At 75.8% G+C, this 13104-nt stretch carries 13 protein-coding genes; 10 read left to right on the plus strand and 3 right to left on the minus strand.

Annotation, left to right across the window (positions count from 1 at the left end; genetic code table 11):
- Positions 1-65: 65 nt before the first annotated feature.
- Complete coding sequence (locus tag ACYQBY_RS06495) at positions 66-1061, plus strand: tyrosine-type recombinase/integrase (RefSeq protein WP_459643002.1); 996 nt, start codon at positions 66-68, stop codon at positions 1059-1061.
- Positions 1062-1080: 19 nt separating this feature from the next.
- On the plus strand, positions 1081-2016 hold the full coding sequence (gene whiG, locus ACYQBY_RS06500; RefSeq protein ID WP_459643003.1) for an RNA polymerase sigma factor WhiG: 936 nt from the start codon (positions 1081-1083) through the stop codon (positions 2014-2016).
- Positions 2017-2046: 30 nt separating this feature from the next.
- Here whiG and ACYQBY_RS06505 read toward each other — a convergent pair whose 3' ends face one another.
- Together ACYQBY_RS06505 and ACYQBY_RS06510 are read right to left on the minus strand one after the other, a co-directional pair.
- On the minus strand, positions 2047-2778 hold the full coding sequence (locus ACYQBY_RS06505; RefSeq protein ID WP_459643004.1) for a peptidoglycan DD-metalloendopeptidase family protein: 732 nt from the start codon (positions 2776-2778) through the stop codon (positions 2047-2049).
- 182 nt (positions 2779-2960) lie between these two features.
- Positions 2961-4196, minus strand: coding sequence for a pyridoxal phosphate-dependent aminotransferase (locus tag ACYQBY_RS06510; protein ID WP_459643005.1), 1236 nt, complete (start codon positions 4194-4196; stop codon positions 2961-2963).
- A gap of 248 nt (positions 4197-4444) precedes the next feature.
- Between ACYQBY_RS06510 and rpsB the strand changes: the two genes are divergently transcribed.
- The 7 genes from rpsB (at position 4445) to ACYQBY_RS06545 (ending at position 11113) form a co-directional block, all read left to right on the plus strand.
- Entirely contained in the window at positions 4445-5362 is a 918-nt protein-coding gene (gene rpsB / locus ACYQBY_RS06515) for a 30S ribosomal protein S2 (RefSeq protein WP_459643006.1), read from the plus strand.
- Positions 5363-5581: 219 nt separating this feature from the next.
- Positions 5582-6409, plus strand: coding sequence for a translation elongation factor Ts (tsf, locus tag ACYQBY_RS06520; RefSeq protein WP_459643007.1), 828 nt, complete (start codon positions 5582-5584; stop codon positions 6407-6409).
- A gap of 392 nt (positions 6410-6801) precedes the next feature.
- Complete coding sequence (pyrH, locus tag ACYQBY_RS06525) at positions 6802-7566, plus strand: UMP kinase (protein ID WP_459643008.1); 765 nt, start codon at positions 6802-6804, stop codon at positions 7564-7566.
- Between the two features lie 81 nt (positions 7567-7647).
- On the plus strand, positions 7648-8205 hold the full coding sequence (frr, locus tag ACYQBY_RS06530) for a ribosome recycling factor (RefSeq protein ID WP_459643009.1): 558 nt from the start codon (positions 7648-7650) through the stop codon (positions 8203-8205).
- A complete protein-coding gene (locus ACYQBY_RS06535; RefSeq protein WP_459643010.1) occupies positions 8202-9095 on the plus strand; it encodes a phosphatidate cytidylyltransferase in 894 nt (297 codons plus the stop codon). Before frr ends, ACYQBY_RS06535 begins: the two co-directional genes overlap by 4 nt.
- A gap of 157 nt (positions 9096-9252) precedes the next feature.
- The gene (gene rlmN / locus ACYQBY_RS06540) at positions 9253-10509 is read left to right on the plus strand and encodes a dual-specificity RNA methyltransferase RlmN (RefSeq protein ID WP_459643011.1); all 1257 of its coding nucleotides are present in this window, start codon (positions 9253-9255) and stop codon (positions 10507-10509) included.
- Positions 10510-10525: 16 nt separating this feature from the next.
- Entirely contained in the window at positions 10526-11113 is a 588-nt protein-coding gene (locus tag ACYQBY_RS06545; RefSeq protein ID WP_459643012.1) for a DivIVA domain-containing protein, read from the plus strand.
- Positions 11114-11123: 10 nt separating this feature from the next.
- Here the strand turns inward: ACYQBY_RS06545 and ACYQBY_RS06550 are convergent, their stop codons facing one another.
- Positions 11124-11525 (minus strand): TIGR03618 family F420-dependent PPOX class oxidoreductase, encoded by a 402-nt coding sequence (locus ACYQBY_RS06550; RefSeq protein WP_459643013.1) that lies wholly within the window; start codon positions 11523-11525, stop codon positions 11124-11126.
- Between the two features lie 116 nt (positions 11526-11641).
- Here ACYQBY_RS06550 and ACYQBY_RS06555 point away from each other — a divergent pair, with 116 nt between their 5' ends.
- Entirely contained in the window at positions 11642-13087 is a 1446-nt protein-coding gene (locus ACYQBY_RS06555) for an aminobutyraldehyde dehydrogenase (RefSeq protein ID WP_459643014.1), read from the plus strand.
- Positions 13088-13104: the final 17 nt, after the last annotated feature.

Genomic DNA, 13104 nt, shown 5'->3' on the forward strand with positions numbered 1-13104 from the left:
GGCCGCGAGGTGGGGCGCGGGAGTGGCGGCGCACCGTCGTCCCCCGCGGCGCCTACGGTGCGGCCATGAGCTCCATCGGGGACGGAGGGCCGGGCGGGGTGGGCGCGGGCGGGGTGGGCGCGGGCGGGGACGTCCTCGCCGCCTTCGCGGAGCACCTGCGCTCCGAGCGCGGCCGCTCGGAGCACACGGTGCGCGCCTACCTCGGGGACGTGCAGGATCTCCTGTGGCACGCCTGCGGCGCCGAGCCCGGCGCCGAGCCCGGCACCGAGCCCGGCGCCGGGGTGCGCGGGGCGCTGGAGTCGGTCGACCTGACGGTGCTGCGGAACTGGCTGGCCGCGGGCGACCGGCGCGGCCTGGCGCGCGCGACCCTCGCGCGGCGCGCCGCGGCCGCCCGCACGTTCTGCGCCTGGGCGCGGCGCACCGGGCTGCGGGCGGACGACCCGGCGCTGCGGCTGCGCGCGCCGCGGCGCCGGGGTGAGCTGCCGCACGTGCTGCGGGCGGAGCAGGTCCGCGCGCTGCTCGACGCCGCCGCGGACCGCGCCTCGGACGGGGACGCGGTCCACGTGCAGGACGTGGCCGTCCTGGAGCTGCTGTACGGGACCGGGTGCCGGGTCTCGGAGCTCGTCGGTGCGGACGTCGACGACGTGGACCTGGAGCGCCGGACCCTGCGGGTGCTGGGCAAGGGTGCACGCGAACGGGTGGTTCCGTTCGGGCTGCCGGCGGCCCGGGCGGTGTCCGCGCACCTGGACCGGGCGCGGCCGGCGCTGGCGCGCGAGGGCTCCGGATCGGCCCTGTTCCTGGGCCGGCGGGGCTCCCGCCTGGGACAACGCCAGGTCAGGGCGGTGCTGGCGGCTCTGCTGGCGTCCCTGGAGGGGGTGCCGGGCACGGGGCCGCACGGGCTCCGGCACAGCGCGGCGACGCACATGCTCGACGGAGGAGCCGACCTTCGTAGCGTTCAGGAGTTGCTCGGTCACGCTACGCTTTCAACGACTCAGATCTACACGCATGTCTCCGTCGAGCGGTTGCGGAGCTCGTACCGCCAGGCCCACCCCCGGGCCTGAGCGGAGCCGGGGGTGGGAGATGGACGCAGCAGCCAGGTCGCAGGAAGCCGTGCCCGCTTCGGCGGCCGCGGGAGCGGACCTGCACGTGGTGCACGAGGCGCCGGCCGAGGTGGAGCCCGCGGGCCGGCCGAAGGCCAACGCGCGCTTCGGCTCGCGGGCGGGGCGCGGTGCCCCGACCCCGGAGCAGGAGGAGGCCGAGGCGGCGCTCCGCGCCATGTGGGAGGAGTTCAAGAGCAGCGGGAACCCGGCGCTGCGCGAGCGCCTGATCCTGCACTACTCGCCGCTGGTGAAGTACGTCGCCGGCCGCGTCGGGGTGGGCCTGCCGCCCAACATCGAGCAGGCCGACCTCGTCTCCTACGGCATCTTCGGGCTCATCGACGCCATCGAGAAGTTCGACATCGAGCGCGCGATCAAGTTCGAGACGTACGCGATCTCACGCATCCGCGGCGCCATCATCGACGAGCTGCGGGCCATCGACTGGATCCCGCGCTCGGTGCGCAGCAAGGCCCGCGAGGTCGAGCGCGCCTACGCCGCGCTGGAGGGCGAGCTGCACCGCAGCCCCACCGAGACCGAGGTCGCCGAGCGCCTGGGCATCCCCCTGGGTGACCTGCACGCGATCTTCAGCCAGGTGTCGTACGTCAACGTGGTGGCGCTCGACGAACTGCTGACGGTCTCGGGGGAGAAGGGCGACAAGCTCTCCCTGGTCGACACGCTGGAGGACACCAAGGCGGAGGACCCCGTCGCGGCGTTCGAGTCCGAGGAGACGAAGTTCATCCTGTCCCGGGCGATCAACCAGCTGCCCGAGCGGGAGAAGATCGTCGTCACCCTCTACTACTACGAGGGCCTGACCCTGGCCGAGATCGGCCGGGTGCTCGGGGTCACGGAGTCCCGGATCTGCCAGATGCACACCAAGGCCGTGATCCAGCTGCGCGGCAAGCTCAGCGACGCGAGCTGAGGACGTCCCGGCGGCGTCGGCCGGCCCCGCTCAGGCCGGCCTGCCCAGGGGCAGCAGCACCGGGGGTGCGGCCGCGGTGAGCAGCGACAGCGGGTCGACGTAGCCCGCGCCGCGACGGGCGCCCCAGTGCAGGCAGGACACCGGCGCGCAGTGCCGCCCGTCCCGCGCGAGGGCGCCCAGCGGCTGTCCCGGGCCCACCGCCGCGCCGGCCCGCACCGCCGGCTCGAGGGGCTCGTAGGTGGTGTGCAGGCCGTCGGCGTGGGCGACCACCACGACGCCCCGCCCCGCCACCGGCCCGGCGAAGGTGACGGTCCCCCCGGCGGAGGCGAGCACCGGCGCACCCGCCGCAGCCCCGAGGTCGGCCCCGCGGTGCCCGGGCGCGTAGGGGCTCTCGAGCACGTCGAAGCCGCGCAGCACCCTCGGTGCCGGCGCGAGCGGCCACCGGTGCCCCGCGCCCGCCACCGCCGCGGGAAGGCCTGCCCGCACGGCCACGTGCGGCGCGGCTCCCGGCGCGGCCACGTCCGGCGCGGGCATGTCCGGCGCGGGCATGTCTGGCACGGCCACGTTCGGCGCGGCCACGTCCGGCGCGGCCACGTCCGGCGCGGGCGGCTGCGCGGTGGTCTGCGCGGTGGTCTGCGCGGCGGGCCGCGGTGCGACGGGCGCGGACGCCGCCCCGGCGAGGCTGCCGAGGGCCAGGGCGAGGGCCGCGCCGGTGAGGGCACCCGCCGAGGGCGGTGCCGCGAGGGCGGGGGAGAGGAGCACGTCCCGGACCCTGCCCGCCGCACGGGGGCACCGTGTCCCCGCACGGCCCGCCTGTGGACGCAGCCCCGTCCGGCGCCGCTGTGGACCCCGCGACGGACCCCGTGACATCCCGCGGCACCCTCGCGCGGCACCACCGCGCGGCGCCCTGCGGCACCACCGCGCGCGGCACCGCCCCGCCCGCCTCAGCCCGTGCGCAGGCGCTGGAGCCGCTCGACGCCCTCGTGCAGGACGGCGTCCCGCTTGCAGAACGCGAACCGCAGCAGCGGAGCCGCCCCGGCCGCGGCGGCTCCGCCCGGCGTGCAGAACGCCGCGACCGGCACGGCCACCACCCCGGCCCGCTCCGGAAGCTCCCGGCACAGCCGCACGCCGTCGTCGAAGCCCAGCGGGCGCGGGTCCGCCACGACGAAGTAGCCGCCCGCGGGCACCGACACCGCGAAGCCCGCCGTCCGCAGGCCCGCCACCAGCAGGTCCCGGCGGCGCTGGTGGTCGGCGGCGAGGGAGGTGAAGAACTCCTCCGGCAGCGCCAGCGCCCGCGCCACGGCCGGCTGGAACGGCGCCCCGCCGGTGAAGGTGAGGAACTGCTTGACGGTCCGCACCGCCGTCACCAGCTCCGCCGGCCCGTGCACCCAGCCGACCTTCCAGCCGGTCACCGAGAACGTCTTGCCCGCGCTGGACACCGTCAGGGTGCGCTCCGCCATGCCCGGCAGGGTCGCCAGGGGGACGTGCCGGGCCCCGTCGTACACGAGGTGCTCGTACACCTCGTCGGTGACGACGACGACGTCGTGGGCCCGGGCCAGCTCGGCGACGAGCGCGAGGTCGGCGGCGCCGAGCACCGCGCCCGTCGGGTTGTGCGGCGTGTTCAGCAGCAGCAGGCGCGTGCGGTCGGTGACGGCCGCGCGCAGGGCGGCGTGGTCCAGCACGAAGCCCTCGCCGGGCCCGCCCCAGCGCAGCGGCACGCTGCGCTGCACGGCGCCGGCCAGGGCGACGAGGGCGGAGTAGGCGTCGTAGGCGGGCTCCAGCACGACCACCTCGTCGCCGGCCTCGCAGAGCGCCAGGACGCTCGAGGCGATCGCCTCGGTGGCCCCGGCGGTGACGAGCACCTCCGTGGCCGGGTCGACCGCGAGGCCGTGGAAGCGCTCCTGGTGGGCGGCGACGGCGGTCAGCAGCTCCGGCTCGCCGGGTCCGGGCGGGTACTGGTTGCGCCCCGCGTGGATCGCGGCGGCGGCGTCGGCGAGCAGCGAGGCGGGCCCGTCGGAGTCCGGGAAGCCCTGCCCGAGGTTCACCGCACCGGTCCTGCGCGCGAGAGCGGACATCTCCGCGAAGACCGTCGTGCCGAAGCCGCGCATGCGCCGCACGAGGTGCGCGCCGCCCACGCCGGCGGCGGCCGGGGGCGGACCGGTGTGGAGGGGCTGTGTCACGGCCAGTAGGATAGGCGTGCGCCCGGCCTGTGCCGGGCGACTTCGCGTCCCCGTCACCGGGCCCGCGGACGCCGGCCCCGTGGCCGTCGTGCCGGGTCCGGGGTGCACTCCCGCGGTCCGCGGTCCGAGGCCAGGTACCCCCTGAGCAGCAGACCACGGCGGGGTGCGCCGCGGGGGCCAGGGCGGCGGCCGCACGGTCCGCCGCGACAACCGGAACCCGGCCGCGGCCGGGCACGAGGAGGACACCCATGGCCGTCGTGACGATGCGCCAGCTGCTCGAGTCGGGCGTGCACTTCGGGCACCAGACCCGCCGCTGGAACCCCAAGATGAAGCGCTTCCTCTTCACGGAGCGCAACGGCATCTACATCATCGACCTGCAGCAGTCGCTGTCGTTCATCGACCGCGCCTACGAGTTCGTCCGCGAGACCGTCGCCCACGGCGGCACGGTCCTGTTCATCGGGACGAAGAAGCAGGCGCAGGAGGCGATCGCGGAGCAGGCCCGCCGCGTCGGGATGCCGTACATCAACCAGCGCTGGCTCGGTGGCATGCTCACCAACTTCCAGACCGTCTCCAAGCGGCTGCAGCGCCTGCGGGAGCTGGAGGAGCTCGACTTCGACGACGTCGCCGGTTCCGGCATGACGAAGAAGGAGCTCCTGGTCCTGCGGCGCGAGTACGAGAAGCTGGAGAAGACCCTCGGCGGCATCCGGGACATGTCCAAGGTCCCCAGCGCCGTGTGGATCGTCGACACCAACAAGGAGCACCTCGCCGTCGACGAGGCGCGCAAGCTGCGCATCCCGATCGTCGCCATCGTGGACTCCAACTGCGACCCGGACGTCGTCGACTACCGCATCCCCGGCAACGACGACGCCATCCGCGCCATCAGCCTGCTCACCCGCGTCGTGGCCGACGGTGTCGCGGAGGGCCTGCAGATCCGTCACGGCGGTGGCGCCGGTGCCGGCGAGGAGCCCCTGGCGTCCTGGGAGCAGGAGCTGCTCGAGGCCCCCGCCGGTGGCGTGCAGGCCGGCGGCACCGAGAGCGCGCAGGCCGAGCCGGCCTTCACGCCCGAGGTGCACGAGGCCGCCGCTGCCGCCGCGGGCACGGGCACCGCGCAGGAGCTCGCCGAGGGCGACGCCGCCGCCGCGGCGCAGTCGACCGACCAGGCCTGAGCGAGACCCCCGGGCCGCACCGCTCCACCAGCACCACCGCACCGTCCGGCGCCGGGCTGCCCGCACCCGCGGGCAGCNNNNCCCGGCGCGGGAGCGTGAGCACGTCCCGTGCACCCCGTCCGGGCCGGCGGCCGAGCGGCCGGCCGCCCGTCGGAGCGCACCGGCCGCCCGGCCCGGCCCGGCGGCCAGAGACCCGGAAGGCACGAGGAGAGGACCGAAATGGCTGCCTACACCGCCGCCGACGTCAAGGCGCTGCGCGAGAAGACCGGCGCCGGCATGCTCGACTGCAAGAACGCGCTCGTGGAGGCCGAGGGCGACTTCGACAAGGCCGTCGAGATCCTGCGCGTCAAGGGCCTCAAGGGCGTGACCAAGCGCGAGGGCCGCACCGCCTCCAACGGCCTCGTGGCCGCCCACGTCGAGGGCGGCCTCGGCGTGCTCGTCGAGCTGAACTGCGAGACGGACTTCGTCGCCAAGGGTGAGCGCTTCCAGGAGCTCGCCGCCCAGGTGCTGAAGCAGGCCGTGGACACCGGCTCCGCCGACGCCGAGGCCGTGCTGGCCAGCGAGCTCGACGGCCGGAGCGTCCAGGCGGTCCTGGACGAGGCGAACGCCACCATCGGCGAGAAGATCGTCCTGCGCCGCGTGGCCCGCGTCGAGGGCCCGCACGTCGCCTCCTACCTGCACCGCACCAGCGCCGACCTGCCCCCGCAGATCGGCGTGCTCGTCGCGCTCGACGCCGACGCGGGCGACACCGGCCGCGACGTGGCGATGCACGCCGCGGCGATGTCGCCCACCTTCCTCACCCGCGAGGAGGTGCCGGCCGAGGTCGTGGAGAACGAGCGCCGCGTCGCCGAGGCCACCTCCCGCGAGGAGGGCAAGCCCGAGGCCGCCCTGCCGCGCATCGTCGAGGGCCGCGTGAACGGCTTCTTCAAGGAGAACGTCCTGCTGGAGCAGGCGTTCGCCAAGGACCCCAAGCAGACCGTCACGCAGGTCCTCAAGGCCGCCGGCGCGAACGCCACCGGTTTCGCGCGCTTCCGCGTCGGCCACTGAGGTCGGTCGCCGCGGTCGCCGCGGTCGGCCACCGAGGTCGGCACGTCCCGGGCCCCGCGTCCCGGGAGCCGCACCCCCGTGGCGTGCACCCCGTGAGGGGCTCGAACGGGCACGGACCCTGCGGTCCGTGCCCGTTCGTGCGCCCGCCACCACCGCCGCACCCACCGTGTCCGGCCGCACACCCGCTCGGCGCATCGGTGCCGGGCCGCGGGGCGACCGGCGGTGCGGGACTGCGGCAGACTGGCCCCGCCCGCGGACGACGGCGACCACGGGCCCGACGCGCACCGGCGAGCAGGACCGGTGCGGTGTCCCCGCCGCGGGGTCCCCGCCCGGGGGCTGACCGTCCAGCACCACCGACCGGCCACCGCGCCGCCCGACGAGCAGGAGCCCGTGTGCCCGAGACCACCGTGACCGTCGACCTCGAGGCAGGAACCGTGGAGCCGGCCCCCACCTACCGCCGGGTGCTGCTGAAGCTGTCGGGGGAGGTCTTCGGGGCCGGCCGGCTCGGGGTGGACCCCGACGTGGTCTCCCGCATCGCCCGCGAGATCGCCGTGCCGGTGCGGCAGGGCGTGCAGGTCGCCATCGTCGTCGGCGGCGGCAACTTCTTCCGCGGTGCGGAGCTGTCCCAGCGCGGGATGGACCGGGCCCGGGCCGACTACATGGGCATGCTCGGCACGGTGATGAACTGCCTGGCGCTGCAGGACTTCCTGGAGCAGGCGGGCGTCGACACGCGTGTGCAGAGCGCCATCGCCATGGGCCAGGTCGCCGAGCCGTACATCCCGCGCCGCGCGATCCGGCACATGGAGAAGGGTCGCGTCGTCATCTTCGGCGCCGGGGCGGGCATGCCGTACTTCTCCACCGACACCACGGCCGCCCAGCGGGCCCTGGAGACGAGGGCCGACGTGGTCCTCATGGCCAAGAACGGCGTGGACGGCGTCTACACCGCCGACCCCCGCACCGACGCCACCGCCACCAAGATCGACGAGATCACCCACAGCGAGGCGATGCGCCGGGGCCTGCGCGTCATCGACAACACGGCCTTCAGCCTGTGCGCCGAGAACCGCCTCCCCATGGTGGTCTTCGGCATGGACGGGCATGGCAACGTGGCCGCCGCGCTGCGGGGTGAGAGGATCGGCACGCTGGTCACGGCGGGCTGAGCCGGCTGCGCCGCAGCCGGGAGCGCAGGCGCTCGGCGGGCCTCGCCGATCGGACGCCGTGCGGGAGACGAAGGGACGACTGTGATCGACGACACCCTCCTCGAGGCCGAGGAGAAGATGGACAAGGCGATCGAGGTCGCGAAGGAGGACTTCGCGAGCATCCGCACCGGGCGTGCCAACGCCGCGATGTTCCACAAGATCCTCGTCGACTACTACGGCGCGCCGACCCCGCTGCAGCAGCTCGCCTCGTTCCAGATCCCCGAGGCGCGCTCGGTGCTCATCACGCCGTTCGACCGCGGCGCGATGGGCGAGATCGAGAAGGCGCTGCGCAACTCCGACCTCGGGGTGAACCCGGGCAACGACGGCGCGGTCATCCGCATCACGCTGCCGCAGCTCACCGAGGAACGCCGCAAGGACTACATCAAGCTCGCCCGCACCAAGGCGGAGGACGCGCGGGTCTCCATCCGCAACATCCGCCGCCGGGCCAAGGAGGAGCTCGACCGCATCGTCAAGGACGGCGAGGCCGGCGAGGACGAGGTCTCGCGCGCGGAGAAGGAGCTCGAGGCCGCCACCAAGCGGCACGTCGAGACCATCGACGACCTGCTGAAGAACAAGGAAGCCGAGCTGCTGGCGGTGTGAGCGAGGCAGTTCCCGAGGTGAGCCCCGCCCCCGCCGGTGCGCCCGGCGCCCCGCGCCGATCCCGTGCGGGGCGCAACCTGCCCGTCGCCAGCGGCGTCGGCATCGGGCTGATCGCGCTGGTCGTCGTCAGCCTGGTCGTGCGCAAGGAGGCCTTCGTCGTCCTGGCCACCGTCGCGGTGGTCCTGGCGGTGCGGGAGATGGCCCTGGCGTTCCGCCGGCAGCACCTGGACGTGCCGGTGCTGCCGCTCGCGGCCGGTGCCGTGGCGATGGTGCCCGCCGCCTACCTGGCGGGGCCGGAGGCGCTCTTCGTCTCCTACGCCCTGACGGCGGGGGCGCTGCTGCTGTGGCGTCTCGGCGGGCACCGCATGCCCGGGACGGGCCTGGAGCGGGTGCTGCCCGTCAAGGACGTGGCGGCGGGGGTGTTCATCGCCACCTACGCGCCGTTCCTGGCGGGTTTCGCGATGCTCATGCTCGCGGAGCCGGACGGGCCCTGGCGGATCCTGGTGTTCGTGCTGATGGTGGTCGCCAGCGACGTCGGCGGGTTCGTGGCGGGCGTCCTGTTCGGCCGGCACCCGATGGCCCCGTCGGTGAGCCCGAAGAAGTCGTGGGAGGGGATGGGCGGCTCCCTGGTGCTGGGGGCCCTGACCGGTGCGGTGGCGGTGCCGCTGGCGCTGCACGGGCCGTGGTGGGCGGGCGCGCTGCTCGGGGTGGGCGCGGTCCTCAGCGCCACCATCGGGGACCTGTCGGAGTCGCTGCTCAAGCGCGACCTCGGCATCAAGGACATGAGCAACCTCATCCCCGAGCACGGCGGCGTCATGGACCGGCTGGACTCGCTGCTGCCGACGGCCCCCGTCATCTACCTGGTGCTGCACGCGGCCGTGCCGGCCTGAGGGGTGCCGCCCGCGGCCGTGCCGGCCTGAGGGGTGCCGCCCGCGGCCGTGCCGGCCTGAGGGGTGCCGCACGCGGCCGTGCCGGCCTGAGGGGTGCCGCACGCGGCTGTGCCGGGCGCCCGCCGGGCCCGGTGCGGCGTGCGACCATGGAGGCACGATGCCTGCCGAGACGACCACCTCCGCCGCGCCCGGTCCCACCGCCGCACCCGCCCCCGCCGAGCGCTCCGCCGCCGCCGTGCCGCCGCGCGAGCCGGCCGCGCCCACGCCCCTGGCCCCCGCCGGCCCGGGGCAGCTCGTCATGGCCGCGCCCCGGCGCGGCAAGCCCCCGCGGCACCTGTCGGACCTGGAGCCCGCGGAACGCGCCGGCGCCGTCGCGGAGCTCGGGGAGAAGCCGTTCCGCGCCCGGCAGCTCGCCACCCACTGGTTCGAGCGCCTCGTCGACGACCCCGCCGACATGACGGACCTGCCCGCGGCGAGCCGGCAGCGCCTCGCCGACGCCCTGCTGCCGCGCCTGCTGACGCCGGTGCGCACACAGGAGTGCGACGGCGGCACGACGGTGAAGACGCTGTGGCGGCTGCACGACGGTGCGCTCGTGGAGTCGGTGCTCATGCGCTACCCGGACCGCGCGACGGTGTGCATCTCCAGCCAGGCGGGCTGCGGGATGAACTGCCCGTTCTGCGCGACGGGGCAAGCGGGCCTGACGCGGAACATGTCCACCGCCGAGATCGTGGAGCAGGTCCTGGCCGCCGCGCGCGCCCTGCACCGCGGGGAGGTCGCCGGCGGGCCCGGCCGCGTGAGCAACGTCGTGTTCATGGGCATGGGCGAGGCGCTGGCCAACTACAAGGCCGCGGTCGCCGCGATCCGGCGCCTGACCTCCCCGGCGCCCGACGGCCTCGGCCTCTCCGCGCGCGGGGTGACGATGTCCACGGTCGGCCTCGTGCCGGCGATCGACAAGCTCGCCGGCGAGGGGATCCCCGTCACGCTCGCCCTGAGCCTGCACGCCCCCGACGACGAGCTGCGCGACGAGCTGGTCCCCATCAACACCCGCTGGAAGGTGGGCGACGCGCTCGACGCCGCCCGCCGCTACTTCGACGCCACCGGCCGGCGCGTCAGCATCGAGTACGCCCTCATCCGCGACGTCAACGACCAGGCGTGGCGCGGGGACCGCCTCGGCAAGCTGCTCAACGCGCGCGGCCGCGGCTGGGTGCACGTCAACCCGATCCCGCTGAACCCGACGCCCGGCTCGAGGTGGACGGCGAGCGAGCCGGCCGTGCAGCGGGCGTTCGTGGCGGCGCTGGAGGCGCGCGGGGTCCCGACCACCGTGCGCGACACCCGGGGCAAGGAGATCGACGGCGCCTGCGGGCAGCTGGCCGCGGTGGGCGACGGGGAGCCCGCGCGCGCCACGCTCGCCTGAGCCGGCCGGGGTCCCCGTGGACGGACGTCTGGAGCGCGCCCTGGGCGCCCACCCGCAGCGGTGCAGCCGCCTGCGCAAGGGGTACGCCCCCGAGCAGGTGGACCAGTTCCTCGACCGGCTGCGGCGGGCGTGTGCCGGTCCCGTGCCGCAGGTGAGGTCCTCCCAGGTGCGCGCGGCGGGGTTCCGCCTCGTCCTCGGGGGCTACGACGTGGCCGCCACGGACGCGGTCCTGGCCGCCGTCGACGACGCCCTGGTGGCCGGCGAGCACGCCCGGGCGCTGGCCTCCCCGCAGCGGGCCCGCTGGCTGGAGGGGGCGCAGACCCTGCGCGCGGCGATCGCGGGCCGGCTCGTCGCGCCCCCGCGCGAGCGGTTCCCCACGGGGCGCTGGCTGGAGCGCGGCTACCACCGCGGCGACGTGGACGCGCTGTGCACCCTGGTCGCCGAGCACCTCGCGGGCCGGCGGGTGCTGCGCCCCGAGCAGGTGCGCGCCGCGCTGTTCCGGCCCGGCCGCGGGCGGCGCGGCTACCGGGAGGTGCCCGTCGACGCCTTCTTCGACCGGGTCGTGGAGCTGCTCTCCGCCGTGGAGGCGACCCGCCGCGGGTAGCCCGCCGGGCTCAGCCCCAGGGCGGGACGGAGCCGAGGACCCGGTCGACGGCGAGGACGACGACGACGCGCTGCGGGTTCTCCCGGGGCACGCGGTAGCGCCGGGCGTAGCGCTGCTCGGCGTCGGCGACGTCGGCCGGGGAGGTCAGCACGGAGGTGGTCCCCTCCAGGGTCAGCCAGCGGCGGCCGTCGACCTGGCTGACGGCCGCGCGCCCCCCGGTGGCGGCGTGCGCGGCCTTGCGGGAGCGGCCGTGGGTGATGACCCGCACGAGCCCGGTGCCCTCCTCGAACGTGAACCCGACGGGCACCACGTGCGGGCTGCCGTCGGGGCGCAGGGTGGTGAGCGTGGCGAGGTGCCGCTCCGCGAGGAACTCCAGCGCGGAGGGGGGCAGGGCGTGCACGTCGAGGGCCACGCGCGCACGCTACCGGCGCCCGGGCCCGCGCCCCGGTGCGCCCGTCCCGGTGCGCCCCGCCGGGCGCGGGCTAGGGTCGTGTGCGGTGGGGCGGCGACGGCGGGGAGGCGTTCGGCGTGGGCGACAGGCGTGTGCTGCACAACGTCGTCGACGGGGAGCCGGTCCCCGCGCGGGACGGTCGCACCGCCGACGTGGTCGACCCCGCGACCGGGCAGGTCTACGCCACCGCGCCGCTGTCCGGTCCCGGGGACGTCGACGCCGCCTTCACCGCCGCGGCCCGCGCGTCCGCGACGTGGGGGCGGACGACGCCCGCGGAGCGGCAGCGGGCGCTGCTGCGGATCGCCGACCGCCTGGAGGAGCGCGCGGAGGAGTTCGTCGCCGCCGAGGTGCAGAACACGGGCAAACCCGTGGCGACGACCCGCGCGGAGGAACTGCCGCCCGCGGTGGACCAGCTGCGCTTCTTCGCCGGTGCGGCGCGGGTCCTGGAGGGCCGGGCGGCGGGGGAGTACCTGGCGGGGCACACCTCCTGGGTGCGGCGCGAGCCGGTCGGCGTCGTCGGGCAGGTCACCCCGTGGAACTACCCCCTGATGATGGCCGTGTGGAAGATCGCCCCGGCCCTGGCGGCGGGCAACGCGGTCGTGCTGAAACCCGGTGACACCACGCCGGTGACGACGGTGCTGCTCGCGGAGCTGGCGCAGGAGTTCCTCCCGCCGGGGGTGCTGAACGTCGTGTGCGGGGACCGCGACACCGGCCGGGCCCTCGTGGAGCACCCGGTGCCGCAGATGGTCGCCGTCACCGGCTCGGTGCGGGCGGGCACGGAGGTCGCGGGGGCCGCCGCCCGCGACCTCAAGCGCGTGCACCTGGAGCTGGGCGGCAAGGCACCGGTGGTGGTGTTCGACGACGCCGACGTGCGCGCGGCCGCCGGGGCGATCGCCGCGGCGGGGTACTACAACGCCGGGCAGGACTGCACCGCCGCCACCCGCGTCCTGGCGGCCCCCCGCATCCACGACGACCTCGTCGACGCCCTCGCCGAGCAGGCGCGCGGCACCCGCGTCGGGATGCCGCACGAGGAGGGCACCGCGGTGGGACCGGTGAACAACCCCCGGCAGCTGGAGCACGTCAGCGGCTTCGTCGACCGCCTGCCGGACCACGCGCGGCTGGAGACCGGCGGGGTGCGCCTCGGCGGGGACCTGGCACCGGGGTTCTTCTGGGCCCCGACGGTCGTCTCGGGGCTGCGGGCCGGTGACGAGGCCGTGCGGGAGGAGATCTTCGGGCCGGTCATCACGGTGCAGCGCTTCTCCGGCGAGGACGAGGCGGTGCGCCTGGCCAACGACACCCGCTTCGGGCTGGCGTCCAGCGTGTGGACGAGGGACTTCGGCCGGGCGATGCGGATGACGACGCGGCTCGACTTCGGCTGCGTGTGGGTGAACACGCACCTGCCGGTGGTGGCGGAGATGCCGCACGGGGGTTTCCGGCACTCCGGCCACGGCAAGGACCTCTCGCTGTACGGGCTGGAGGACTACACGCGCATCAAGCACGTGATGGCGAACATCGGGGACTGAGGACACCGGACATCGAG

The sequence above is a fragment of the Kineococcus anabasis genome (assembly GCF_054590795.1).

What these genes read in the sequence shown, in the direction of transcription:
- ACYQBY_RS06495 (WP_459643002.1), top strand. Translation starts at nt 66, where the DNA reads ATGAGCTCCATCGGGGACGGAGGGCCGGGCGGGGTGGGCGCGGGCGGG.
- whiG (WP_459643003.1), top strand. Translation starts at nt 1,081, where the DNA reads ATGGACGCAGCAGCCAGGTCGCAGGAAGCCGTGCCCGCTTCGGCGGCC.
- rpsB (WP_459643006.1), top strand. Translation starts at nt 4,445, where the DNA reads ATGGCCGTCGTGACGATGCGCCAGCTGCTCGAGTCGGGCGTGCACTTC.
- tsf (WP_459643007.1), top strand. Translation starts at nt 5,582, where the DNA reads ATGGCTGCCTACACCGCCGCCGACGTCAAGGCGCTGCGCGAGAAGACC.
- rlmN (WP_459643011.1), top strand. Translation starts at nt 9,253, where the DNA reads ATGCCTGCCGAGACGACCACCTCCGCCGCGCCCGGTCCCACCGCCGCA.